Genomic DNA, 25372 nt, shown 5'->3' on the forward strand with positions numbered 1-25372 from the left:
CCAGTCTAATGAAGGCGTTCTCGCTGTCTAGCCTTTCATTGCATCAATCTTCAGCGGATGTGCTGCGGATTTCGCAGGCATCAGCGTCCTGATCCTGTGATGTGTCGTCCTGGACGGCCGCCGCTCCGGCCGTCGTGGTGGTCCGAACCGGCCGGTCCTCGCCCGCGAGCAGGCGTTCGGCGGCCCCGCGGTGCAGGTGCGCCGCCGCCGGATCGCCCAGCCGCTCCAGGGTGTCGGCGAGCCGCAGCTGGAGCGCGGCCTGCAGCCGTACGTCCTCGGCGCGGCGGGCCCACTCGACCGCTTCCTGGCAGGTGCGCAGGCACTCCTCGGGGCGGCCCGCGTACTCCTGGACGCGGGCCAGTTCGCTCAACGCCCGCGCGTGGGCGGCGACATCGCCCGTCCTGCGGTGCGCGGCGACGGCGGCCCGCCAGTTGCGCAGCGCCTCGCCGTAATGGCCGGCGTAGGTGTGGGCGGCGGCGATCCGGCCGTAGAGCCGGGCGGCCTCCGGATGTTCGCCGCGCGCCAGCCGCTGCGCCAGGGCCCGGCCGAACCAGTCGGCCGCCCGGTCGTGGTCGCCCAGCTCCTGGTGGGCGGCGCCTACGGATTCCATCGCGCGGCCGGTCGCATAGGGATCGTTCGCCACCCGTCCGGCGTCCAGCGCGGCGCGGTAGCGGGCGAGCGCCTCGGCCGTCCGGCCGGTACGGGCGTCCAGGTCGGCCAGGTTCAGCAGGGCGGCGGCCTGCTCCCGGGGCAGGTTCTGCCGCTCGGCGACGTCCAGGACCAGGCGGTGGATGCCGTAGAGGTCGCCGGCCGCGGCCCGGGTGCCGAAGTGGGCGACCATGGCCCGCACCAGCTGCGACATCAGGCGGCGGGCCAGGGTGTCCAGCTCGCCGTCGGCGACCGCGAGGCGGGCGGCGGCGAGCAGCGCCGGCCTGCGGGCCCGCAGCCACTCCTCGGCGGCCCGCGGCGTGGCGAAGCGCAGGGCGGGCGGCAGGTTCTTCTGCTTCTCCCTGGTCTCGGGGCTGTCGGTCTCGGTGACCGCCCGGCAGGACTGGAGCAGCCGTACGGTCCGCTCCAGCATCCGGGCGCGGGCCAGCTGCAGCTCGGCGGGGCGGTCCTCGCGCTCGGCGAGGGACAGCAGCAGCGGGTGCAGGCAGCCGGGCACCTCGTAGCGGGGCAGCGGCGCGGGCAGGACGCGCAGCAGGCCGAGGGCGGCGAAGTGGTCGAGCAGGGGCCGTGCGCCGTCGAGGGAGGTGCCGGCGAGCGCGGAGGCCGTGTGCGGGTCGACGTCGCCCGCCGGGGCGAGGGCGAGCAGGCGCAGCATCCGGGCGGCGGACTTCGGCAGCTCCGCGTGGACGAGGCCGAGGACGCGGGCGAGCGCGGTGCCCTCGCCGGGGTCGGTGCGCAGCCGTTTGGCCAGGTCGGAGACGGTCTCTTCGGGGTGGGCGGCGAGCCGGCCTGCGGCCAGGGTGAGCGCGGCGGGCTGGCCCTGGCAGACCTCGACCAGGTTCTCCGCGGCACGGGGGTCGACGGTGATGCGCACCGGGTCGATGTGCCGGGTGAGCAGGTCGAGGGCGGACTTGGTGTCCAGGCCGCCCAGGGTGCAGGGCCGGACGTCGGCGATGCCGGTGAGCGGGCCCCGGGAGACGGCGACGAGCAGGCAGTCGGCGTTGTCCGGAAGCAGCGCGTCGACCTGCTCGGCGCCGGCCGCGTCGTCGAGCAGGAGCAGGGTGCGGCGCTCGGCCAGGGCGGTGCGCAGGGCGCCGGCCAGGTCGTCCTCGGCGGCGCCCGGCGCGGCGGGCAGTCCGAGGGCGGTGAGCAGCTCGCCTGCGGCGCGGGCGACCGGGACGGGGGTGCTGTCCGGCTCTGTGAGCCGGGCCCGCAGCACGCCGTCGGGGTAACGGTGGGCGACCTGCCGTACCAGTTCCTCGGCGAGCGCGGTGCGGCCGGAACCGGGCCTGCCCGCGACCAGCAGGACGCGGGCGCGGGGGGCCTTGCGGCCGGAGATGGTGTCGAGTCCGGCGCGCTCGATGTCGGCGCGCAGTTCCTTCAACTCCCGTGTGCGGCCCAGGAAGTGACGCTCGGAGGGCGCGGGCGGCCGGTCGTTGCCGGACAGGTTCGCGCCACCTGCGTCCACCGCCTGATCCGTCACGGGCCACACTCCCGTCCCACACACGCGCATACCCGCCGGGACTCCGGCACGGGCGTTTGAAGAGCCTAGGGTCCTTCTGATGGATCTCCGCAGCGGAGATCCATCAGAAGGACCCTAGTTCACGCTCTGCGACGTTCCGGGACGAGCACGGCGGGCAGGTCGCCCGATCGGATCAGCCGATGGTCACACCGGACGGAGGTGTGACCCGCTCAGGACGCGGGGCCCGCTCAGGAAGCGAACGCCCGCTCAGGAGGCGAAGGGCCGGGCCGGCCACGGCGCCTTCGCCGGGCGCAGGGACTCCAGGCCCTCGCCCTGCCGGGCCGCGACGAGCGCGAGGACCCCCACGACCAGGCAGTTGTTGTGCAGCTCGCCCGCGAGCACACCGCGCACCAGGTCCCCGACCGGCACCCGGTCCAGTTCCATGTCCGTCTCCTCGTGCTCCGCCGCGAAGCGCTCGCCCTCCGCCTCGGACAGGTCGCGGGCGAGGAAGATCCGCACGGCCTCGTCGCAGCCGCCGGGCGTGGTGTATACGTCGGTCAGCACCCGCCAGTCCTCCGCCTTGACGTGCGCCTCCTCGTACAGCTCGCGCCGGGCGGCGTGCAGCGGGTTCTCGCCGGGCACGTCGAGCAGCCCGGCCGGGATCTCCCACAGCCGCTGCCGCACCGGGTGGCGGTACTGGCGGATGACCAGCACGCGGTCCTCCTCGTCCAGGGCGAGGACGGCCACCGAGCCCGGGTGGACCTGGTAGTCGCGGGAGGAGACGGAGCCGTCGGGCATGACCACCTCGTCGGTCCGCATCGAGGTCTTGGCCCCGGTGAACGGCGTCCGGCTCCCCCGGACCTCCCACTGCTCGGGGGTGTCCTTGATCGTCATGCCCTGTCCTCCCGCACGTTCCCGTACCTGTACGCCACCGGGGTGCCCACCATCACGGCGGGCACCCCGGCAACCGTACAACCGGTGTGTTACTTGCCGATCTTCCGCTCGACGGCGGCCTTCACCAGCCCGGCGAACAACGGGTGCGGGCGGGTCGGACGCGAGCGCAGCTCCGGGTGGGCCTGGGTGGCGACCAGGTAGGGGTGGACGTCGCGCGGGTACTCGACGTACTCGACGAGCTTGCCGTCCGGGGAGGTGCCGGAGAAGACGATGCCCGCCTTCTTCTCCAGTTCGGCGCGGTAGGCGTTGTTCACCTCGTAGCGGTGGCGGTGGCGCTCCTCGACGTACTCCTTGCCGTCGTAGACCTCGCGCACGATCGAGCCCTCGGCCAGCTTGGCCGGGTACATGCCGAGCCGCATGGTGCCGCCCATGTCGCCCTCACCGGCGACGATGTCCATCTGCTCGGCCATGGTGGAGATCACCGGGTGCGCGGTGGCCGGGTCGAACTCGGTGGAGTTGGCGTCCGAGATGTCGGCGAGGCTGCGCGCCGCCTCGATCACGATGCACTGCAGACCCAGGCACAGGCCGAGCAGCGGGATCCTGTTCTCGCGGGCGTAGCGGATCGCGCCGACCTTGCCGAGCACGCCCCGGTCGCCGAAGCCGCCCGGGATGCAGATGCCGTCGACACCGGCGAGCTGCGCCTTGGCGCCGGCCGGGGTCTTGCAGTCGTCGGAGGTGACCCACTTGATCTTCACGCGGGCCTTGTTGGCGAAGCCGCCCGCACGCAGCGCCTCGGTGACCGACAGGTAGGCGTCGGGCAGGTCGATGTACTTGCCGACCAGGGCGAGGGTGATCTCGTGGTCCGGGTTGTGGACGCGGTCCAGCAGGTCGTCCCAGGTGGTCCAGTCCACGTCGCGGAAGGGCAGGTCGAGCTTGCGCACGACGTAGGCGTCCAGGCCCTCGGTGTGCACGACCTTCGGGATGTCGTAGATCGAACGGGCGTCCGGGCACGCGACCACGGCGTCCTCGTCGACGTCGCACATCAGCGAGATCTTGCGCTTGATCGCGGTGGGCACCTCGCGGTCGCAGCGCAGCACGATGGCGTCCGGCTGGATGCCGATGTTGCGCAGGGCTGCGACCGAGTGCTGGGTCGGCTTGGTCTTCAGCTCGCCGGAGGGGCCGATGTAGGGCAGCAGCGAGATGTGCACCACGAAGACGTTGTCCCGGCCGACCTCGTGGCGGACCTGGCGGACGGTCTCCAGGAACGGCAGCGACTCGATGTCGCCGACGGTGCCGCCGACCTCGGTGATGACGACGTCCACCTCGTCGGTGGCCATCCGCCGGATGCGGTGCTTGATCTCGTTGGTGATGTGCGGGATGACCTGCACGGTGTCGCCCAGGTACTCGCCGCGCCGTTCCTTGGCGATGACCGTGGAGTACACCTGTCCTGTAGTGACGTTGGCGGTGCCGTCCAGGTCGCGGTCGAGGAAGCGCTCGTAGTGTCCGATGTCCAGGTCGGTCTCGGCGCCGTCGTTGGTGACGAAGACCTCACCGTGCTGGAAGGGGTTCATCGTGCCCGGGTCGACGTTCAGGTACGGGTCGAGCTTCTGCATCACGACGCGCAGACCCCGGGCCTTGAGCAGCATGCCGAGGCTCGAGGCGGTGAGGCCCTTTCCGAGCGAGGAGGCGACACCCCCGGTGACGAAGATGTGCTTGGTCGTCGTTGATTTGGGCGGCATGGCCAAGAGGGGGCTCCCGTGGTCGCGGATTGTGGTGCGGTACGGCTGTCCGGCCCGGGGAACCCGGGTTGTCCGGCTGGGGCGCCGTCGCTGCGGTTCGGGGGTTTCGAGACCACCGGTCCACGGGCTACCAGGGTATCAGCGCCGGACGGCGATGGCCTCCGGCCACGCTCCGCGCACGCGTCGGCACGGGTGCGCGACGGTCACGGGTTCATCACCGTTGGCTCACCCGTTCGGCGCATGCGCGTTGTCCGGAGCGGCGCGCGGATCATCTACGTGCGTCGTATCCTGCTCGGACACTCGCTGCCGAGCCCGGCCGGCAAAACGGCACCACCCCCGCCCGTATTCACCGGAACAACGAGAGCTCGTCAGTTCGTTGAGCAAAGGTTGCCGTTCTGCCCCAGGGCCGACCGGCGGTCTGCTGGACCGCTCAACGACGCAGCACAACCCCTTGACCGCACTAGCGACCGCCCCCCATGCGGGGTGACGTGGCCGTTCGACTGGAGTTGCACGTGGCCGGGCGCATCGAAGACTACGCACTCATCGGAGACATGCAGACCGCTGCCCTGGTCTGCCGGGACGGGACGGTCGACTGGCTGTGCCTGCCCCGCTTCGACTCGCATGCCATCTTCGCCGGCCTGCTGGGCACCGAGGAGCACGGCTTCTGGCGACTCGGCCCCGCGTTCCCGGAGGGCGCCCAGCCCCCCACGGCGGACCGGCGCAGCTACCGGGGCGACTCGCTGATCCTGGAATCGGAGTGGGACACCCCGCGCGGCACCGTCCGCGTGACCGATTTCATGCCCCCGCGCGACGGCGCACCCCAGCTGATCCGCATCGTGGAGGGCGTCACCGGCCGGGTGCACATGCGCTCCGCCCTGCGCATGCGCTTCTCCTACGGCCGGATCGTGCCGTGGGTGCACCGCAACGAGACGCGCACCGTGGCGGTCGCGGGCCCCGACTCCGTGTGGTTCGACACCCCGGTGGACACCTACGGCGAGTCGCTGACCACGTACGCGGACTTCACGGTCGCTGCCGGTGACCGGGTCGCGTTCACCATCTCCTGGCAGCCCTCGCACAAGGAGGCGCCGCCGGAGCCGGAGCCCGAGCAGTCCCTGGAGGCGACGGAGGACTTCTGGCGGGAGTGGGTCGGGCACTGTACGTACCACGGCCCCTACCGCGAGGCCGTGGTCCGCTCCCTGATCACGCTCAAGGCCCTCACCTACGCCCCCACCGGCGGCATCGTCGCCGCGCCCACCACGTCCCTGCCGGAGGACATCGGCGGTGTGCGCAACTGGGACTACCGCTACACCTGGCTGCGGGACGCGGCGATCACCCTGTCCTCACTGCTGCGCACCGGCTACCGCGAGGAGGCCCGCGCCTGGCGCGAGTGGCTGCTGCGCGCGGTCGCGGGCGACCCCGAGAACCTCCAGATCATGTACGGCATCGCCGGTGAGCGCGAACTCGGCGAGGCGGAGCTGGACTGGCTGCCCGGCTACGAGAACTCCGCACCGGTGCGGGTCGGCAACGGCGCGGCCCACCAGCTCCAGCTCGACGTCTACGGCGAGGTCACCGAGGCCCTGCACCTGGCCCACATGACGGGCCTGGCCCGCAACGACTACGCGTCGCTGCTCCAGCTCAAGCTGATCCGCTACCTGGAGAAGCACTGGCAGGAGCCGGACGAGGGCATCTGGGAGGTACGCGGGCCGCGCCGGCACTTCGTGCACTCCAAGGTCATGGCGTGGGTCGCCGTGGACCGCACGATCAAGCTGATGGAGTCCGGCGACGTCGACGGCCCGCTGGAGCGGTGGAAGGACCTGCGCGACGAGATCCACCGGGACGTCTGCGAGAAGGGCTACGACAAGGAACGCAACACCTTCACGCAGTCCTACGGCTCACGCGAGCTGGACGCCTCGCTGCTGCTCATCCCGCAGATGGGCTTCCTGCCGCCGGACGACAAGCGCGTGATCGGCACCATCGAGGCGATCCAGCGCGAGCTGTCCACCTCGGACGGCTTCATCCTGCGCTACCCCACCGACGGGGACCACGCGGGCGTCGACGGCCTCCCCGGCGACGAGGGCGCCTTCCTCGCCTGCTCGTTCTGGATGGCCGACGACCTGGCGATGATCGGCCGCGTCGACGAGGCGCGCAAGCTCTTCGAGAAGCTGCTGTCCCTGCGCAACGACCTCGGCCTGCTGGCGGAGGAGTGGGACCCCCGCCTGCAACGCCAGGTGGGCAACTTCCCGCAGGCCTTCAGCCACGTCCCCCTGATCGACACCGCCCTGCGCCTGACGGCGAGCGGGGCGTACGGAGGCTGAGGCGCGCCGGGGCGGCGTCCCGGGGGCCCGCCGGCCGCCGGGGTGCCGTTCACCCGGTACTGTCCCGGTGTCGTTTCCCCAGGTAGCGTCCGGTTTCATGGACCGCAGACTCGACACCGAGGGCGCCGCCGGGATCACCGTGCAGCGCGCCCTCGAACTGCCCGGCCTCCGCAGCGGCCTGCCCGAGACCGTGGCCGGCGCCGACCGGCTGGGCCGCACCGTGCGCTGGGTGCACGCGGGCGAGGTCCCCAACATCGCCTCCCTGCTCAAGGGCGGCGAGCTGCTGCTGACCACCGGCTACGGTCTGGGCACCCGGCCCGCGGACCAGCGCGCGTTCGTCCGCACCCTGGCCGAGCGCGGCATCGCGGCCCTCGTCGTGGAGCTGGGCCCCCGCTTCGCCCGGCTGCCCGCCGCGCTCGTCGAGACCGCCCGCACCGCCGGTCTCCCGCTCGTCCAGCTGCACCGCGAGGTGCCCTTCGTCACGGTCACCGAAGAGATCCACACCGAGATCGTCAACGGCCACTACGCACTGCTCCAGCGGGCCGAGGAGGTGCACCGCCGCTGTACCGAGGCCCTGCTCGGCGGCGGCGGGATCCCGCAGGTCCTCGGCATCCTCGCCGACTTCGTCTCCAACCCGGTCTTCCTGGAGACCCCGGACGGCCGGCTGCTGTACGCGGCGGGCGCCGGCCCCGAGGGCGCCGACGCGCTCCAGGTCTGGGAAGGGCTGCGGGGCCAGCACAAGGAAACGCCGCCGCCGGCGGGCTCGGTCCTGGTGGACGTGCCCGGCGGCGGCCTCGGCCCCGGCTCGGTCCGCGCCCGGCTCGTCCTGCTGCCCGTACGCGGCCCGCTCGCCCCCGTGCACCGCATGGCCGCCGAGCGGGCGGCCGGGATCCTCGCGGTGGTGCTGATGCAGGCCCGCCAGGAGGAGGAACTGGCGGCGCGCGGACGCGGGGACTTCCTCACCGATCTCGCCGAGGGCCGTATCACCGCCGAGGACGCCCCCGCGCAGGCCCGGGTCCTCGGCTTCAAGCCCGGCGGCAGCCCGCTGCTGCCCGTGGTCATGCGGCTCGGTGACTCCCTGGCACCGGGCGGTGGCGGGGGCGGCTGGGCGGTGCTGGCCCGCGCGGTCGCCGAGGAGCTGGCCGCGGTCGGGGTGCCGGCCCTGCTGGGCGTACGGCCGGTCGAGGGCCGGGTACTGCTGCTGGTCGGGCTGCGCACGGAGGCCGAGCGGTCGGCCGTCGCGGACCGGGTCGCGGCGGCGCTGCGGGCCGGCGGGGAGCGGGCGGGGATGCGGCGGCCTGCCACGCCCACCGGTTCCTCGCACCGGGGCTGTCCCCAGCCGGTGGTGGTCGTCGGGGTCGCGGGCGGCTGGGCGGCGGCCTCGGCGGGGCTGCGCCACGCGGCCGAGACGGCGACGGCGGCGCAGGGGCTGCCCGAACGGGCCTGGTACGACGCCCGCCGCCTCGACATCGACCTGCTGCTGTGGCGGCTGCGCGGCCATCCTGACCTGGCGGCGTTCGTGGAGCGTGCCATCGGTCCGCTACAGGATCACGACCGCCGCTCCAAGCCGCCGCTGCTGCCCACCCTGCAGACGTACCTGGCGCACGCGGGCCGCAAGGCGGAGACGGCCCGCGAGCTGCACCTGAACCGGCAGACGCTCTACAACCGGCTCGCCCGGATCGGGGAGCTGCTGGGCACCGACCTGGACGACCCGCAGACGGTCCTGACGCTGAGCCTGGCTCTGCGGGCACGCCGACACGCGTCCTGAGAGCACGTGAGCACGGCCGGGGCAGGGGTGGCCGGCGGCAGGGACGGCAGGGGCTGTGAGATCGGCCGGGGCCCGTGCTCGAGGACGCACGACCGTGCCCGCGCTCCTCGGCTGCCCGCCCCAGGCCGGTCTGCCTCAGGCCAGTCCCGCCTCAGACCGGTCTCGCCGGTTCGGTCAACTCGTCGTAGACGCTGAGCACCTGGGCGACGGTCTCGTCCTCGGTGGGCCACCGGGCGGCCTGGGCCGCGCCCCTCTCCCTGAGCAGTTCGCGGCGGTCGGGGTCGGCCAGCAGCCCGGTGACCGCGGTGGCGAGGGCGTACGGATCGCCGTACGGGACGAGTTCGGCCGCGTCGCCCACCAGGTCGGGAACACCGCCGACGGCGGTCGCGACGAGCGGCACCCGGGCGAGCAGCGCCTCCTGGGCGAGCACGGAACGCGGCTCCCAACTGCTGGTCAGCAGCGCGAGGTCGGCGGCCGTGAGCAGGTGCTGGACGTCGTCGCGCACCCCGAGGAGCCGGACCGGCAGATCCTCGTCCTCGATCCGCCGCTGCAACGTCGCGCGCAACGGCCCCTCCCCGGCGACGACGAGCAGCGGCACCGGGTCGAGCCGGCGCCAGGCGCCTGCCGCGTCCAGCAGGAACTCGTAGCCGCGGTGCCGGTCGAGGGAACCGACCGCGAGGAGCAACGGGCGCCCCATGGCGCCGAGTTCGGCCCGGAGTTTGGGGCGTGTGCGGTCCGGGTCGTCGCCGTCGGCGGGCCGGGGTGGGCCGGGCAGCGCGGTGGCGGCGAGGCGGGCGTCCCGGGCACCGGCGCGGCGGGCCCGGTCCACGAGGTCCGAGGTGGTGCCGAGCACCACGGCGGCCGCCTTCACCACCCGTCGCTCCAGCAGCCGCAGGAAACGAGCCCGTGCTCCCTCGGCCTGGGCACGGTTGTGCCAGGTGACCACGAGGGGCGTCCGCCGTCCGCGGAGCGCGAGCACGGCACGGAAGGAGGCGTGCAGCCCGTGCGCGTGCACGAGGTGAGCTTCCGAACAGGCCGCGCGCAGCGCCGCCACCGAGCCGGGATCGCTGCTGCGCGGCACGTGCACGTGGTCGGCGCCGACGCCGGTGAAATCGTAGGCGTGGTCGGCCTCCACGGGGGCGCACACCGTGACTCGCACGCCCCGTGCGACGAGCCCCGCGGCCAGCGAACGCACGTGCGCACTGCTGCTCGCGTTGCCCCCGCCGACCACCTGCACGGTGCGCAGCGGCGACTGACCGTGCGGTGCGTTGCTGCTCACGGGGCTCACGCGGGCGGGGCTCCTGGTTCGGCGTGGTGCGGTCACGAAGAAACGTACCGAAGGTATCGGGGGCGCGACGCGGCCCGTGCGCGCCTCCTGGGCGCACCGCCTTCTGCGCCAAGGATGCCAGGACGTACGGGCGTTCCGGCCCGCCCTGCGCCGGCGCGGGACAGCGGACGGGGGCGGGCACGCCGGAGCGCGTCATCCGCACGAGTGAGGATGCGGCAGGAACGGAGGTGCGGGACGGACCACTTGCGCGGACGGGTGAACGTACCCCGGCGCCCGGATCCCCGGAGGGGCGCACAAGCGCAGAGCGGGGCGCCCTGCCACCTGACGTTCACGCCGTCTCGGCCCGTGCGCCGTGCCCTGCCACCTGCCACCTGCCACCTGCGTCGGCGCCCTCTCGGCCTTCTCGGCCCGTGCGCCGTGCCCTACCCCCCTGGCGTCGGCGCCTCTCGGCTCGTGCGCCGTCTCCGCCCGTGCACCGCGAGGCTACGGGCCGGTGCGGCTGCGGGCCGTTCAGGCCGCGCGCCGGTCCCGCCGTCTCGCCGTACGTCAGCGCCAGCGGGCCCACATGCTCATCCGGTCACGACAGACCGTGACCGCCACCCCGCTCGCAACCCGCTCTCCGTCCCTGCCCCGTCTTCGCCCGCGCGTCTCTCGCCCACACGCCGTCTCCGCACGCCGGTCAGTCCGCACGCCGGTCAGGCCCTCCCGCGGCCCAGGGCCCCGCCCCGCGTCAGCGCCCGCGGGCCCCCTCGCTCACCCGGTCGCCCCAGACCGTGGCCGCCACCACCGCGGCGGCGTGCGCGGCCAGGCCGGCGCGGCCGTTGCCCGTGACGATCGCGGCGCCCAGGGCCGCGCCCAGGGCGTGCGCGCCCGTGTCACCGATCATCTCGCGCTCGCCGAGGTCGTCTGGGAGGACGGCGGCGGCGGCGCCCATGGCGGTCGCGGACAGCTCGGCCCCCGGCCCCCGCCGCAGCAGGCCGGGCGCCCCGAACGCGAGCACCGCCCCGGCCGCCCGCCCGGGGCGGACGTCCACGAGGTTGACGACGTGTGCGGTCCCGGCGATGACCACCGCGGCCAGCACCTTGTCCACCGGCCGCTCCTTGAGCCGTGCCCCGGCGGCCAGCGCGGCCGCCGAGATACCGAGCAACTTGACCGCACCGCTGGTGACTTCGCCGTCGCGCAGGGCGGACAGGTGCGCGCGGAAGCCGCGCCGCGCGTCACCGGCGCCCGCGATGTCGTCGTACGCCCCGCAGATCCCGGCGGCGGCCACGGCGAGCCCGGCCGCCGGACGCACCCGCGCCGCACCCACGGCGGCGGCCAGGGCGGTGGCGGGGGCGGCGTACAGCCCGACCGTCCGGCCGGCGTGGTTCTTGCGCTCCCAGCGCGCTCGTCCCCCGGGCGCCCAGGTGCGCAGGGCCCACGCCGTCGCCCCGGTGAGTGCGGCCGTGGCGAGGAAGGCGGCGCTCCGGCCCGCTCGTGCGATGGTCATCCGATCACTCTAGGCGCTCCCCGTTCCACGGCGACCCCCCTACAACCAGCGATCAAACCCAGCGGTCACGGCCAGCGGTCCGCCGTACCGGACGTCGTCCGGCCCGCGCGCGGGTACGGCCCGCCGCGCGGACGATGCCCGCTCCGCCGGGGCCGCTACCCGTCGGCCCGTGCCGTCTCCAGCAGTTCCTCGGCGTGGGCGCGAGCCGTCTCGGAGTCCTCCTGGCCCGCCAGCATCCGGGACAGCTCCCGGATCCGCTCCTCGCCCTCCAGGACCTTCACGCCCGAGCGGGTCACCGAGCCGTCGTCGGTCTTCTCCACCAGCAGTTGCCGGTCGGCGAAGGCGGCCACCTGCGGCAGGTGCGTCACGACGACGACCTGCGCCGTCCTGGCCAGCTTCGCCAGCCGCCGCCCGATCTCCACGGCCGCCTTGCCGCCCACGCCCGCGTCGACCTCGTCGAAGAGGTACGTCGGCACCGGGTCGGTGCCCGCGAAGACGACCTCGACGGCCAGCATCACGCGCGACAGCTCACCGCCCGAGGCGCCCTTGGCGATCGGGCGCGGCGGAGCGCCCGGGTGCGGTGCGAGCAGCAGTTCGACCTCGTCGACGCCGGAGGGGCCGTAGGCGACCGTACGGCCGTCGACCTCCACGCCGTCCGGGTCCTCGGTCTGCCGCAGGTCGAACGACACGCGCGCGTGCGGCATGGCGAGCGAGGCCAGCTCGGCGGTGACGGCGGCGGCGAACCGCTGCGCTGCCTCCGCGCGGGCGTCCGTCAACGCCTGGGCGAGACCGCTCAGTCCGGTGCGCAGCGCGTCGCGCTCCGCGGTCAGCTCCCCGATCCGCTCGTCGTCGCCGTCCAGCTCGGTCAGCCGGGCGGCGCCGCGCTCGGCCCAGTCGAGAACGGCGTCGACGCCCTTGTCGTACTCCCCGTACTTGCGGGTCAGCGCCGTCAGCGCCGCCCGCCGCTCCTCGACGGCCGCCAGCCGCAGCGGGTCGGCGTCCAGGTCGTCGGCGTATCCGGCCAGCTCCCCGGCGACGTCACCCAGCAGGATCCCGATCTCGCCGATCCGGTCGGCGAGCGCGGCCAGCGCCGGGTCGTGCGCGCGTACGGCCTCCAGGGCACGCTGGGCGCCCGCGACGAGGGTGGCGGCGTCGATGCTCTCCGGGTCCTCCGGGTCGCCCGCCAGAGCGGCGTGCGCGGCCGTCGCGGCCGACGACAGGGCCTCGGCGTGCCCGAGCCGCTCGGCCTCCTCGGCCAGCTCGGCGTCCTCCCCGGCGCGCGGCTCCACGGCGGCGACCTCGTCCAGGCCGAAGCGGAGCATGCCGGCCTCCTGGGCCCGCTCACGCGCGCGCGTGGTGATCTCCTCCAGCTCCGCGGAGACCGCCCGCAGCCGCCGGTAGGCCTCGCTGTACTTGGCGAGCGGTACGGCGACCGCGTCGCCCGCGTACCGGTCCAGTGCCTGCCGCTGCCGGGACAGTTTCAGGAGCCCCTGCTGGTCGGTCTGGCCGTGCACGGCGACCAGGTCGTCGGCCAGCTCGGCGAGCAGCCCCACGGGGACGCTCCGCCCGCCCAGGTGGGCCCGCGAGCGCCCCTCGGCGGAAACGGTACGGCTGATCAGCAGCGCCCCGTCGTCCAGCTCGGCGCCCGCCTCCTCGGCCCGCAGGACCGCCGCGGCGCCCGGGGGCACGGCCACGCGTCCCTCCACGACCGCCTTGCCGGCGCCGATCCGTACGAGCGCCGGGTCGGCGCGCCCGCCCAGCAGCAGTCCCAGGCTGGTGACCACCATGGTCTTGCCCGCACCCGTCTCACCCGTGACCGCGGTGAAGCCGGGTGACAGCTCGACGACCGCATCGTCGATCACCCCGAGCGACCGTATCCGCATCTCCTCCAACACGCACACGACCTTACGAGGTCCGGGGCGGCGAGTGCGACCGCCCCGCCCTTGTCACCCACGCGAGTGGTCGGGCGCAACGACGGGAGCGCGACGCCGGCACGCCCAGGGTCCTTCTCCCGCGGAGATCCACCAGAAGGGTCCTAGTGCGGCGCCCCCCGCCACCCCGAGACCGGCAGGGCGAACTTGGCCACCAGGCGGTCCGTGAACGACGCGTGGTGGAGCCGGGCCAGCCGTACGGGCACGGCGCCGCGCCGCACCTCCACCCGTGCTCCGGGCGGCAGCTCGACCGTGCGGCGCCCGTCGCACCACAGGACTCCCGGCGGCACGTGCGGCAGCACCTCCACGGCCAGCACCGAGTCCGGCGAGGTCACCAGCGGCTTCGCGAACAGCGCGTGCGCGCTGATCGGCACCATCAGCAGGGCCTCCACCTCCGGCCACACCACCGGCCCGCCGGCGGAGAAGGCGTACGCCGTGGACCCGGTGGGCGTGGCGCACACGATGCCGTCGCAGCCGAACCCGGTCACGGGCCGCCCGTCGATCTCCAGCACGACCTCCAGCATCCGCTCCGCGGACACCTTCTGCACGGCCGCCTCGTTCAGTGCCCAGTCGGTGTGCACGATGTCGCCGTTGCGGTGCACGATCACGTCGACGGTCATGCGTTCCTCGACCTCGTAGGCCCGGGACACCACCCGGTCCACGACCTTGTCCAGGTCGTCCCGCTCGGCCTCGGCGAGGAACCCCACCCTGCCCAGGTTGACGCCGAGCATCGGCACCCCCGAGGCGCGGGCGAACTCGGCACCGCGCAGCAGGGTGCCGTCACCGCCGAGGACGATCAGCAGCTCGCACCCGTCCAGGCACTGCGGCGTGGCCTCGCCGACCAGCTGCACCTCGCCCGGCAGCGGCAGGTCCCGCGCCTCCGCCTCCAGGACGCGCACCCCGATCCCGGAGTGCAGCAGCCCCTTGACCACCAGCTCCGCACTGCGGACGGCGGCCGGCCGCCCGGTGTGGGCCAGCAGGAAAACGGTACGAGCATGACTCTTTGTCAACGCGGCCCCTCCGCCACTGCACGGTCAACGTCGGCCGGGTCCAGGGCGGGCGCCCCGGCACGCAGCCACAGAAAGTACTCGACGTTGCCGGACGGGCCGGGCAGCGGACTGGCGGTGACCCCGCGCACCCCGAACCCCAGCTCCCCCGCCTTCCCGGCGACGCCCCGCACGGCCTCCGCCCGCAGCTGCGGACTCCGTACGACACCCCCGCTGCCCAGCCGCTCCTTCCCCACCTCGAACTGCGGCTTGACCATCATCACCAGGTCGGCGTCCGGCCGCGCGCAGCGCACCAGCGCGGGCAGCACCAGACCGAGCGGGATGAAGGACAGGTCTCCCACGACGAGGTCAACAGGTTCCCCGTCGATCGCCTCCAGCGTCAACTCACGTACGTTCGTACGGTCCTTGACGGTGACGCGTTCGTCCTGCCGGAGCGACCAGGCGAGTTGGCCGTAGCCGACGTCGACGGCGACGACGTGCGCGGCGCCCGCCCGCAGCAGCACGTCGGTGAAGCCTCCGGTGGACGCCCCGGCGTCCAGCGCCCGCCGCCCTTCGACGACGAGCCCCTGGGGAACGAACGCCGCCAGTGCCCCGGCGAGCTTGTGGCCGCCCCGGGAGACGTAGTCGGGATCACTGTCGTCGGCCGTGACCACGATGGCGGCGGCGGTCTCCACCTGCGTGGCGGACTTGGTCGCGACGGTCTTGCCGACGGTGACCCGTCCGGCGGCGATCAACTGGCCGGCGTGCTCGCGCGAGCGCGCGAGCTTGCGGCGGACCAGTTCCGCGTCGAGACGGCGGCGTGCGACTCCTGCCACGTTCGGTTCAGCTCCTGTGTCGGTACGACGGTGAAGGCGCCGGGGGCGCCGGGGGCCCCGGAGGTCCCGGGCGTCCGGAAGGGTCCGGGCGGGCGTCGAGCGCGGTGAGCGCGTCGCGCAGCCCCCCGTGTACATCCTCGTACACCCCGAGGTGTCCGTCGGTGTCGAGGTGGTCGGCGTCACCGAGCCGCTCCAGGACGGCGTCCACGTCCGCGTCACCGGTGGGGGTACGGGGCACGCCGAGGGGGGCGGGCCCGCCGGGGGCGGGGGCATCGCCGGGGCCGGGGGCGGAGAGGTCAGCGGCGGGCTCCGCGGACGGCGCCTTCGCCGCCGCTTCCGTACGGTCCCGCGTCCCGTACACAGAGTCGTTCATGCCCCGACGCTACCGCGAAGCCCTGGGGTACCGTCGGTCACGATGGCCACGATCGAGGAGTGCCGTGCCGCACTCGAGAAGCTCTCGGACAGCATGACGGACGCGGACGGGAAGGTCCGTGAGGCGGCTGCCCTGGACCGCTCGGTGAGCTGCCACATCACGGATCTCGACGTCACCTTCGCCGGCCGCCTCACCGGCGGCAGGATCGACGTGCGGGACACCGTGCCGGGGCCGCCGCCCGAGAAGGCCCAGATCCGGCTCGCGATGGCCGGCGACGACCTGGTCGCGCTGGTCGCCGGCGGGCTGAACTTCGCCTCGGCCTGGGCTTCGGGCCGCGTGAAGCTGGAGGCGAGCCTGCTGGACCTGTTCCGGCTCAGAAAGCTGCTGTGACCGCTTCCCGGAAGCTGCTGTGACCGCTTCTCGGGAAGCCGCTGCGCCCCTTCCCGGGAGCTGTCGCGGCACCGCTCCCCGGCCGCTACCGCGCCGTCACGCGCGTGCGTGCCCTGCGTGCCGCCGGCACCACCAGCGGAGTGCCCGTCTCGGGGTCGTCGATGACCTGGCAGCGCAGCCCGAAGACCTCCTCGACCAGTTCCGCGGTGACGATGTCCTTCGGCGCGCCCTGCGCGATGACCTCCCCGCCGCGCAGGGCGATGAGGTGGGTGGCGTAGCGGGCGGCGTGGTTGAGGTCGTGCAGCACGGCGACCAGGGTGCGTCCCTGCTCCTCGTGGAGGTCCGCGCACAGGTCGAGGACGTCGATCTGGTGCTGGATGTCCAGGTACGTCGTCGGCTCGTCCAGCAGCAGCAGCGGCGTCTGCTGGGCGAGGGCCATGGCGATCCACACGCGCTGGCGCTGACCGCCGGACAGCTCGTCGACGTACCGCTCGGCGAGCGCGGTGACCCCGGTCCGCTCCATGGACTCCTGGACGACCCGCTCGTCCTCGGCGGACCACTGCCGCAGGATGCCCTGGTGCGGGTAGCGGCCGCGGCCCACCAGGTCGCCGACGGTGATGCCGTCGGGCGCGATCGAGGACTGGGGCAGCAGGCCCAGCGTCCTGGCGACCTGCTTGGCCGGCATCGACTGGATGACCTGACCGTCCAGCAGCACCCGGCCGTCACTGGGCTTGAGCATCCTCGACAGGGCGCGCAGCAACGTGGACTTGCCGCACGCGTTCGGTCCGACGATCACCGTGAAGGAGTTGTCGGGGATCTCCACCGACAACTGCTCGGCGATGACCCGTTGGTCGTAGGCCAGGGTGACGTTGTCGGCGGACAGGCGGCTCACGGTGCTCCTCGGGTCGGTCACGGTCGTGCTTCGGGTGCTCATATGCGGCCCTTCCTGCGCTCGGCGACCAGCAGCCACAGCAGGTAGGCCCCGCCGAGCACGCCGGTGACCACGCCCACGGGCAGCTGGTCGGCGCCGAACGCCCGCTGCGAGGCCCAGTCGGCGGTGACCAGCAGGGCGGCGCCCATGCACAGGGACGGGAGCAGGTTCGGGCCGGGCGAGCGGGTCAGGCGGCGGGCGAGCTGCGGCGCGGTCAGCGCCACGAAGGCGACGGGACCGGCGGCGGCGGTCGCGGCGGCGGTGAGCAGGACGGCGGAGCCCATCAGCAGCAGCCGTACGCGCTCGACGCGCACCCCCAGGGCATAGGACACGTCGTCGCCCATCTCCAGCATGCGCAGCCCGCGGGCGTTGGCGAGGACGAGCGGGAGCAGGACGGCGCACAGGGCGAGCAGCGGCCACACCTGCGCCCAGTCGCGGCCGTTGAGGGAGCCGGTCAGCCAGTTCACCGCGCGGGCCGCGTCCACGAAGTCGGCCTTGGTGATGAGGTAGCCGTTGACGGCGGTGGCGACGGCGTTGACGCCGATGCCGACCAGGACGAGCCGGTAGCCGTGGACGCCCTGCTTCCAGGCGAGGAGGTAGATGGCGAGCCCGGTCGCCAGGCCGCCCACGAGCGCGCCGGCGGTGACCGCGGTCGCGTTGCCGGACAGCAGCACGATGACGACGAGCGCACCGGCGCTCGACCCCTGCGACAGCCCGAGCACGTCCGGGCTGCCGAGCGGGTTGCGGGCGACGGACTGGAACAGCGCGCCGCCCAGCCCCAGGCAGGCGCCGACCAGCAGGCCGACCAGCACGCGCGGCAGCCGCAGTTCGCGGACGATGAACTCCTGGCCCGGGTTGCCCTGGCCGACCAGCGTCCTCAGCACGTCGGAGGCGGGGATCGGGAAGTCGCCGGTGCCGATCAGCACGACGCTCGCGGCGAGCGCGGCGAGCACCAGCAGGACGACGACGGTGAGCGTCCGGGTCTCCAGGCGGAAGGACAGCCCGCCCGGGGTGCGGACGGCGCGGGTGCCGCCGGGAGTGCCGGTGCTGCCGGGGGTCCGTGGGCGGCCGGGGGCGCGCTCGGAGCCGGTGGTGGGGGTGGTCTTCACAGCTGGGTCGTCCTCCGCCGCCGAACGAGCAGGATGAACACCGGGCCGCCGATGAGCGCGGTGACGACACCGACCTGGACCTCGCCGGGCCGGGCGACGATCCGGCCGATCACGTCGGAGCCGAGCAGCAGCACGGGCGACAGGACCGTGGAGTAGGGCAGGATCCAGCGCAGGTCGGGCCCGGTGAAGGAGCGCACCACGTGCGGGACCATGAGCCCGACGAAGACGATCGGCCCGCAGGCGGCGGTCGCCGCCCCGCACAGCACGGTCGCGGCGAGCATGGCGAGCGCCCGGGTGCGGTTGAGGTGGGCGCCCAGGGCACGGGCGGTGTCGTCGCCCATCGACATCGCGTTGAGCGGCCGGGCGAGGAGCAGCGCGAGGACGGTGCCGACGACGCAGAACGGCAGCACCTGGACGATGGTCTCGTTCGTGGCGGAGGCCAGGGAGCCCACGGTCCAGAAGCGCATCCGGCCCAGCGCCGCGTCGTCCGTGATCATCACGGCCTGGACGTAGCCGTAGAGCGCGGCGCCGATCGCGGTGCCGGCCAGTGCGAGTCGTACGGGCGTCGCGCCCCGGCTGCCGCCGAGGAACCACACCAGCGCTCCCACGGCGGCTGCGCCGAGGAAGGCGAACCACACGTAGCCGCGCAGGCTCGTCACGCCGAAGAAGGTGATCGCGGTGACGACGGCGGCCGAGGCGCCCGCGTTGATGCCGAGGATCCCCGGGTCGGCCAGGGGGTTGCGGGTCAGCGCCTGCAGCACGGCTCCGGCCAGCCCGAGCGCGGCCCCGGCGAGCAGACCGAGCAGGGTACGGGAGAGCCGCTCGCCGACCACGACGTCGCCGTAGGTCCCCGAGTCCTGGAACAGACCGTGCCATACCTGCGCCAGGGACAGCTCCTTCGCCCCGATCGCGATGCTCGCCAGGGCGACGAGCAAGAGGATCGCGGCGGACAGGAGCAGCCCGGCGGCTCGCACTCCGCGACGGGTCGGGGGCGCCGCGGCTGCCGCCGCGCGCTCTTCGGGAGGACTGTCGACCAACACGCAGTTAGGTTAGCCTACCCTCGCTACGTCTTCGACAGTGCGTCACCGTCCCGCCCGTGCGTGCGTCACCACCCCAGCCGGGCCAGCGCCTTCCCGCCGTCCAGCGTGCACGCGCTCTCGCCGCCCGCCGTCCACGCCGCCGCGCACAGCGCGCGCAGTCCGTCCAGCGGCTGCCCGTCGCCGCTCAGCGCCAACGCGTCACCGCCCGCCGTCGCCGTCCACCCGCCGCACCGGAAACCGTCACCCTCCGGGGTGATTTCCGGCTGCCCGGTGAGCAGGCCCCGCAGATCGGCGTCGACGTACGTCGGCCGGTGCTCCGGCCGAGCGGCGAGCAACCGCGGCCCGTCGGTCACCCCTGTCAGCACGAGCAGCGAGTCCACCCCGCCGTTGAACGCGCCCTCGATGTCCGTGTCCAGCCGGTCCCCCACCACCAGGGGCCGCCGCGCGCCGGTACGCAGGATCGTCTCGCGGTGCATGGGCGGCAGCGGCTTGCCCGCCACCTGCGGGTCCGCACCCGTGGCGATCCGGACGACCTCCACAGCCGCGCCGTTGCCCGGCGCGATCCCGCGCGCGCTCGGAATCGTCAGGTCCGTGTTGGAGGCGTACCAGGGCACCCCGCGCGCGATGGCGTAGCACGCCTCCGCGAAGCGGCCCCACGGCAGGTCGGGGCCGCCGAACCCCTGGGCGACGGCCGCCGGGTCGTCCTCGGCCGACTCCACCGGCTCCAGGCCGCGCTCGCGCAGCGCCACCCGCAGCCCCTCACCGCCGATCACCAGCACTCGCGCGCCCTGCGGAACCTGATCCGCGATCAGCCGGGCCAGCGCCTGCGCCGAGGTGACGACGTCCGCGGCCTCGGCCGCTATCCCCAGGTCGGTGAGGTGCGCGGCCACCGCGTCCGGGGTGCGCAGGGCGTTGTTCGTGACGTACGCCAACCGCATGCCGCCCGAGCGTGCGGCGGCGAGGGAGTCGACGGCATGCGCGATCGCGTCACCCCCCGCGTACACCACCCCGTCCAGGTCGAGCAGGGCCGTGTCGTACGCCTCGCTCAGGGCCTGCCCACTGCCCTCCGGCCTCGTCCTGACGCCCTGACTCATTCCGCATCGCTCCTCGTGGTGCCGGTTTTCCCCCGATCATCCCCCATGCCACTGACACACGTACGATGCCGGGATGAACACAGCAGGTCACTCGCCGGCAACACCGCGCCGCGGCCTCGACCTCACCCCGTTCCGAGGCCTCCGCTACGACCCCGACCGGGTCGGCAGTCTGGCCGCCGTGACATCCCCTCCGTACGACGTCGTCGTACGCCCCGACGGCCTGCACCACCTCCAGTCCGCCGACCCCCACAACATCGTCCGCCTGATCCTGCCGCAGGCCGGCACGCCCACCGCCCGCAACGAACAGGCGGCCGACACCCTGCGCCGCTGGCTCTGCGAGGGCGTCCTGACCGCCGACCCGCAGCCGGGCCTGTACGTCTACGAGCAGCGGCACGCCGACGGCATGCTGCAACGGGGGCTGATCGGCGCACTGCGCGTGTCCGACCCCGCCGAGGGCGTGGTGCTGCCGCACGAGGACGTGATGCCCCACGTCGTCGCCGACCGCGCCGCTCTGATGCGCGCCACCAGCGCCAACCTCGAACCCCTGCTGCTCACCTACCGCGGCAACGGCTCGACGGCCGCGACGACCGTGGTCGTCGAGCGCGTCGCCGAACAGCCGCCGTTGCTGTCCACGACCACCGAGGACGGTTTCAGCCATCGCCTGTGGGCCGTCACCGACCCCGCCGACCTGGCCGGGGTCCGGGAGGACCTGTCCGGGCACCAGGCCCTGATCGCCGACGGGCACCACCGTTGGGCGACCTATCGGCGCCTGCGCACGGAGCACCCCTCCCCCAGCGCCTGGGACTACGGTCTCGTCCTCCTGGTCGACACCGCCCGCTACCCCCTGCGGGTCCGCGCCATCCACCGCCTGCTGCACGGCCTCCCCGTCGCGGACGCCCTGTCGGCGCTGGCCGGCCTGTTCCACGTACGGCGGCTGGACGGCGCCGCTCTGCCCGAGGCCCTGGAGATCCTGGCGGACGCGGCCTGCGCCGGCAACGCCTTCCTGCTGGCCGGCGACGGTTCCTTCCACCTCGTGGACCGCCCGGACCCCGGCCTCCTGGCCCGTACGGTCCCCGCCGACCGCCCGGCCGCCTGGCGCACGCTGGATGCGACGGTCCTGCACGCCGCGCTCCTGAAGCACGTCTGGCACATCCCCGAGGACGATCCCACCCGCATCGCCTACATCCACGACACCGCCGCCACCGTCGCGAAGGCCGAGCGCGACGGCGGAACGGCCGTCCTGCTGCACCCGGTCCGTGAGGACCTGGTGCGCGAACTGGCCCGCCAGGGCGTCACCATGCCCCGCAAGTCGACGTCGTTCGGCCCGAAGCCGGCGTCCGGGCTGGTGCTGCGGGCGCTGGACCTGTGACACGCGGGGAGGCACGGGCGGACGCAGGGAGATACGGACAAGGGGGTGGGCCCCGACCGGAATCCGGTCAGGGCCCACCCCCTTGTTCTCAAGGCGTTCTCAGGCCCGGTCAGTCCTCGTTCCTGCCGTCGTCCTCGCGGCTCTCCGGGGAGGACGGGGAGGCGCTGCCGGACGCGCCGGACGCGCCGTCCGCACCGTCCGCGCCATCCGCGCCATCCGCGCCATCCGCGCCATCCGCGCCATCCGCGCCATCCGCACGGTCCTCGTCGAGCGCGTCGGTGAACTCCACACCGTCCAGCTCGGCCAGGCGGTCCGACGCGTCGGTGCTGCCGTCGCGGTCGGCCTCGACGGCCTTGGCGAACCACTCCCGTGCCTCGGACTCCCGGCCGACGGCGAGCAGCGCGTCGGCGTAGGCGTACCGCAGGCGGGCGGTCCACGGCTGCACGGAGTGGGAGGCCAGCTCGGGGCTCTGCAGCGTCACGATGGCCGCGTCCAGCTGCCCCATGTCGCGCCGGGCGCCCGCCGCCACGAGCCGCATCTCCACCTGCCCGGCCTTGTCGAGCTTGTGCACCTCGGGAGCACCGGCCATGTCCAGCGCCTTCTCCGGCCGGCCGAGCCCGCGCTCGCAGTCGGCCATGAGGGGCCACAGCTCCACGTTGCCGGTCATCCGCCGGGCGGCACGGAACTCCGCGAGCGCCTCCGCGTACTTCTGGCTCGCGTACGCGGCGAAGCCGGCCGCCTCACGTACGGCGGCGACGCGCGACGCCAGGCGCAGAGCCACCCTGGAGTAGCCGTACGCGCCCTCCGGGTCCTCGTCGATCAGCCGGGCGACCATCACCAGGTTCCTGGCGACGTCCTCGGCAAGCGTCTTGGGCAGACTCTGGAGTTCCTGCCGGACGTCCTTGTCGATCTCCTCGCCGGTGACGTCCTCGGGGATCGGCAGCCGCTTGATCGGCTCCCGGTCCCGGTCCCGCTCGTCGCGGAACCGGCCTCCGCCACGGCGGTCGTCACGGCGGTCGTCCCTACGGTCATCGCGCCGGTCGTCACGCCGGTAGGACGGGCGGTCGCCCTCACGGCGGAAGCCGCCCGGGCGCCCACCGCGGTCGCCCCGGTCGTCACGGCGGGGACCACGGCCGCCACGGTCGTCCCGGCCACGGAAGCCCCCACGATCGCCGCGCTCACCGCGGGTGTCGTCACGGCGGTCGTCGCGGCGGTCGTCACGGCGGTCGTCGCGGCGGTCGTCGCGGCGGTCGTCGCGGCGGTAGGAGGGGCGGTCGCCCTCACGGCGGAAGCCACCGCGGTCACCGTCACGCCGGTCGTCCCTGCGGTCGTCACGTCGGTCGTCGCGGCGGTAGGAGGGACGGTCGCCCTCACGGCGGAAGCCGCCACGGTCACCGTCACGCCGGTCGTCACGGCGACCGCCGTAACCACCACGGTCACCCTCACGCCGGTCATCACGCCGGTCGTCCCGGCGATCGTCACGCCGGTCGTCCCGACGGAAACCACCCCGGTCGGGACGCTCCGACCGGTCATCGCGACGGCCGTAGCCGCCACGGTCGTCACGGCGGCCGTAGCCACCTCGGTCGTCGTCCCGCCGGAAACCACCGCGGTCACCGCGATCGCCATCACGACGATCGTCACGGCGGTCATCGCGGCGGTAGGCTGGACGGTCGCCCTCACGGCCCTCACGACGGAAACCACCGCGGTCACCGCGGTCGCCATCACGCCGGTCGTCGCGGCGGTCGTCGCGGCGGTCGTCGCGGCGGTAGGAGGGACGGTCGCCCTCACGGCGGAAGCCGCCACGGTCACCGTCACGCCGGTCATCACGGCGACCGCCGTAACCACCACGGTCACCCTCACGCCGGTCATCACGCCGGTCATCACGCCGGTCGTCCCGGCGATCGTCACGCCGGTCGTCCCGACGGAAACCACCCCGGTCGCCTCGGTCGCCGCGCTCACTGCCACGGCGGTCGTCACGGTGACCCCCGTAGCCTCCGCCGCGCTCGTCGTCACGACGGCCGTATCCCGCACGGTCGTTGCTGCGGCGCGGGCCACCCCGGAAGCCGCCACGGTCACCGCGTTCACCGCGGTCACCAACGTCCCGGCGGCGCTGATCGCGCTCCGGACGCTCGTCGGGAGAGTTGGTGGACATCGGTGACTCCTGTCTGCTGTACCGCAAAGTCATTCTCGCGCAACCGGGTACCCGGCGCGCTGCAAGCTGTGTTCGGTGAAAAAACGAAAGGACCCCTGGTCCCAGCTGAACGCTGGTGACCAGGGGTCCTCCAAAGATTGTTCGGCGGTGTCCTACTCTCCCACAGGGTCCCCCCTGCAGTACCATCGGCGCTGTAAGGCTTAGCTTCCGGGTTCGGAATGTAACCGGGCGTTTCCCTCACGCTATGACCACCGAAACCCTAATGGTTTCGAGCGAACAAGCACACTCTTTAATTGTGAGTTCAGCTCAAAGCCGGCAACGGTTCGTTGCCTCAGAACCAACACAGTGGACGCGAGCAACTGAGGACAAGCCCTCGGCCTATTAGTACCGGTCACCTCCACACGTTACCGTGCTTCCAGATCCGGCCTATCAACCCAGTCGTCTACTGGGAGCCTTACCCCATCAAGTGGGTGGGAGTCCTCATCTCGAAGCAGGCTTCCCGCTTAGATGCTTTCAGCGGTTATCCCTCCCGAACGTAGCCAACCAGCCATGCCCTTGGCAGAACAACTGGCACACCAGAGGTTCGTCCGTCCCGGTCCTCTCGTACTAGGGACAGCCCTTCTCAAGACTCCTACGCGCACAGCGGATAGGGACCGAACTGTCTCACGACGTTCTAAACCCAGCTCGCGTACCGCTTTAATGGGCGAACAGCCCAACCCTTGGGACCGACTCCAGCCCCAGGATGCGACGAGCCGACATCGAGGTGCCAAACCATCCCGTCGATATGGACTCTTGGGGAAGATCAGCCTGTTATCCCCGGGGTACCTTTTATCCGTTGAGCGACGGCGCTTCCACAAGCCACCGCCGGATCACTAGTCCCGACTTTCGTCCCTGCTCGACCCGTCGGTCTCACAGTCAAGCTCCCTTGTGCACTTACACTCAACACCTGATTGCCAACCAGGCTGAGGGAACCTTTGGGCGCCTCCGTTACTCTTTAGGAGGCAACCGCCCCAGTTAAACTACCCATCAGACACTGTCCCTGATCCGGATCACGGACCCAGGTTAGACATCCAGCACGACCAGACTGGTATTTCAACGACGACTCCACACACACTGGCGTGCATGCTTCAAAGTCTCCCAGCTATCCTACACAAGCCGAACCGAACACCAATATCAAACTGTAGTAAAGGTCCCGGGGTCTTTCCGTCCTGCTGCGCGAAACGAGCATCTTTACTCGTAGTGCAATTTCACCGGGCCTATGGTTGAGACAGTCGAGAAGTCGTTACGCCATTCGTGCAGGTCGGAACTTACCCGACAAGGAATTTCGCTACCTTAGGATGGTTATAGTTACCACCGCCGTTTACTGGCGCTTAAGTTCTCAGCTTCGCCCCACCGAAATGGAGCTAACCGGTCCCCTTAACGTTCCAGCACCGGGCAGGCGTCAGTCCGTATACATCGCCTTACGGCTTCGCACGGACCTGTGTTTTTAGTAAACAGTCGCTTCTCGCTGGTCTCTGCGGCCACCCCCAGCTCGAAC

Annotated in this window: 18 protein-coding genes, 2 rRNA genes and 1 pseudogene (1 of these 21 only partly in view); 4 read left to right on the top strand and 17 right to left on the bottom strand. The window is 72.9% G+C overall.

Translation table 11 applies throughout. From position 1 onward, the window contains the following. Positions 1–43 precede the first annotated feature (43 nt). The 3 genes from AB0G56_RS09265 to AB0G56_RS09275 all read right to left on the bottom strand — a co-directional run bounded on the left by AB0G56_RS09265 (position 44) and on the right by AB0G56_RS09275 (position 4764). On the bottom strand, positions 44–2152 hold the full coding sequence (locus AB0G56_RS09265; RefSeq protein WP_360965990.1) for a tetratricopeptide repeat protein: 2109 nt from the start codon (positions 2150–2152) through the stop codon (positions 44–46). A gap of 246 nt (positions 2153–2398) precedes the next feature. After that, a complete protein-coding gene (locus AB0G56_RS09270; protein WP_360965993.1) occupies positions 2399–3025 on the bottom strand; it encodes an NUDIX hydrolase in 627 nt (208 codons plus the stop codon). Between the two features lie 89 nt (positions 3026–3114). Beyond that, positions 3115–4764, bottom strand: a complete 1650-nt coding sequence (locus tag AB0G56_RS09275; RefSeq protein WP_360965995.1) for a CTP synthase — start codon at positions 4762–4764, stop codon at positions 3115–3117. Positions 4765–5276: 512 nt separating this feature from the next. Here AB0G56_RS09275 and AB0G56_RS09280 point away from each other — a divergent pair. Together AB0G56_RS09280 and AB0G56_RS09285 are read left to right on the top strand one after the other, a co-directional pair. Next, positions 5277–7079 (top strand): glycoside hydrolase family 15 protein, encoded by a 1803-nt coding sequence (locus AB0G56_RS09280; protein ID WP_360966063.1) that lies wholly within the window; start codon positions 5277–5279, stop codon positions 7077–7079. A 97-nt stretch (positions 7080–7176) separates the two neighbouring features. Further along, positions 7177–8847, top strand: coding sequence for a PucR family transcriptional regulator (locus AB0G56_RS09285; protein WP_360965998.1), 1671 nt, complete (start codon positions 7177–7179; stop codon positions 8845–8847). Positions 8848–8998: 151 nt separating this feature from the next. Here the strand turns inward: AB0G56_RS09285 and AB0G56_RS09290 are convergent, their stop codons facing one another. The 6 genes from AB0G56_RS09290 to AB0G56_RS09315 form a co-directional block, all read right to left on the bottom strand. Continuing rightward, entirely contained in the window at positions 8999–10135 is a 1137-nt protein-coding gene (locus tag AB0G56_RS09290; protein ID WP_360966001.1) for a glycosyltransferase family 4 protein, read from the bottom strand. A gap of 730 nt (positions 10136–10865) precedes the next feature. Further along, the gene (locus AB0G56_RS09295) at positions 10866–11624 is read right to left on the bottom strand and encodes a hypothetical protein (RefSeq protein ID WP_360966004.1); all 759 of its coding nucleotides are present in this window, start codon (positions 11622–11624) and stop codon (positions 10866–10868) included. 155 nt (positions 11625–11779) lie between these two features. Continuing rightward, on the bottom strand, positions 11780–13507 hold the full coding sequence (recN, locus tag AB0G56_RS09300; protein WP_360966066.1) for a DNA repair protein RecN: 1728 nt from the start codon (positions 13505–13507) through the stop codon (positions 11780–11782). Positions 13508–13659: 152 nt separating this feature from the next. After that, a complete protein-coding gene (locus tag AB0G56_RS09305; RefSeq protein WP_360966007.1) occupies positions 13660–14565 on the bottom strand; it encodes an NAD kinase in 906 nt (301 codons plus the stop codon). After that, on the bottom strand, positions 14562–15377 hold the full coding sequence (locus AB0G56_RS09310) for a hemolysin (protein WP_360966009.1): 816 nt from the start codon (positions 15375–15377) through the stop codon (positions 14562–14564). The genes AB0G56_RS09305 and AB0G56_RS09310 overlap by 4 nt, the downstream gene beginning before the upstream one ends. 7 nt (positions 15378–15384) lie before the next feature. Then, a complete protein-coding gene (locus AB0G56_RS09315; protein WP_360966012.1) occupies positions 15385–15750 on the bottom strand; it encodes a hypothetical protein in 366 nt (121 codons plus the stop codon). Positions 15751–15792: 42 nt separating this feature from the next. On the opposite strand from AB0G56_RS09315, the gene AB0G56_RS09320 reads away from it, so the two are divergent. Next, positions 15793–16140: an SCP2 sterol-binding domain-containing protein gene (locus tag AB0G56_RS09320; protein WP_360966015.1), complete on the top strand. Its 348-nt coding sequence runs from the start codon at positions 15793–15795 to the stop codon at positions 16138–16140. An 85-nt stretch (positions 16141–16225) separates the two neighbouring features. Here the strand turns inward: AB0G56_RS09320 and AB0G56_RS09325 are convergent, their stop codons facing one another. The 4 genes from AB0G56_RS09325 to AB0G56_RS09340 all read right to left on the bottom strand — a co-directional run bounded on the left by AB0G56_RS09325 (position 16226) and on the right by AB0G56_RS09340 (position 20314). Beyond that, complete coding sequence (locus AB0G56_RS09325; protein WP_360966018.1) at positions 16226–17074, bottom strand: ABC transporter ATP-binding protein; 849 nt, start codon at positions 17072–17074, stop codon at positions 16226–16228. Continuing rightward, positions 17071–18072: an iron chelate uptake ABC transporter family permease subunit gene (locus AB0G56_RS09330; RefSeq protein ID WP_360966069.1), complete on the bottom strand. Its 1002-nt coding sequence runs from the start codon at positions 18070–18072 to the stop codon at positions 17071–17073. The genes AB0G56_RS09325 and AB0G56_RS09330 overlap by 4 nt, the downstream gene beginning before the upstream one ends. Before the next feature lie 104 nt (positions 18073–18176). Continuing rightward, positions 18177–19220, bottom strand: a complete 1044-nt coding sequence (locus AB0G56_RS09335) for an iron chelate uptake ABC transporter family permease subunit (RefSeq protein ID WP_360966021.1) — start codon at positions 19218–19220, stop codon at positions 18177–18179. Between the two features lie 65 nt (positions 19221–19285). Then, the gene (locus AB0G56_RS09340; RefSeq protein ID WP_360966023.1) at positions 19286–20314 is read right to left on the bottom strand and encodes an HAD-IIA family hydrolase; all 1029 of its coding nucleotides are present in this window, start codon (positions 20312–20314) and stop codon (positions 19286–19288) included. Between the two features lie 73 nt (positions 20315–20387). Between AB0G56_RS09340 and AB0G56_RS09345 the strand changes: the two genes are divergently transcribed. Then, positions 20388–21683, top strand: a complete 1296-nt coding sequence (locus AB0G56_RS09345; RefSeq protein WP_360966026.1) for a DUF1015 domain-containing protein — start codon at positions 20388–20390, stop codon at positions 21681–21683. A 109-nt stretch (positions 21684–21792) separates the two neighbouring features. On the opposite strand, the gene AB0G56_RS09350 is transcribed toward AB0G56_RS09345, so the two are convergent. The 4 genes and pseudogenes from AB0G56_RS09350 to AB0G56_RS09365 all read right to left on the bottom strand — a co-directional run. Beyond that, complete coding sequence (locus tag AB0G56_RS09350) at positions 21793–22626, bottom strand: hypothetical protein (RefSeq protein ID WP_360966072.1); 834 nt, start codon at positions 22624–22626, stop codon at positions 21793–21795. Positions 22627–23016: 390 nt separating this feature from the next. Continuing rightward, a pseudogene (locus tag AB0G56_RS09355) lies at positions 23017–23868 on the bottom strand (tetratricopeptide repeat protein); the annotation flags it as partial. A 106-nt stretch (positions 23869–23974) separates the two neighbouring features. Then, a 5S ribosomal RNA gene (gene rrf, locus AB0G56_RS09360) occupies positions 23975–24091 on the bottom strand. A 105-nt stretch (positions 24092–24196) separates the two neighbouring features. Beyond that, positions 24197–25372, bottom strand: a 23S ribosomal RNA gene (locus tag AB0G56_RS09365); it runs 1794 nt beyond the window's last position.

Source organism: Streptomyces sp. NPDC021356, assembly GCF_040641015.1.
Classification (GTDB): Bacteria; Actinomycetota; Actinomycetes; order Streptomycetales; family Streptomycetaceae; genus Streptomyces.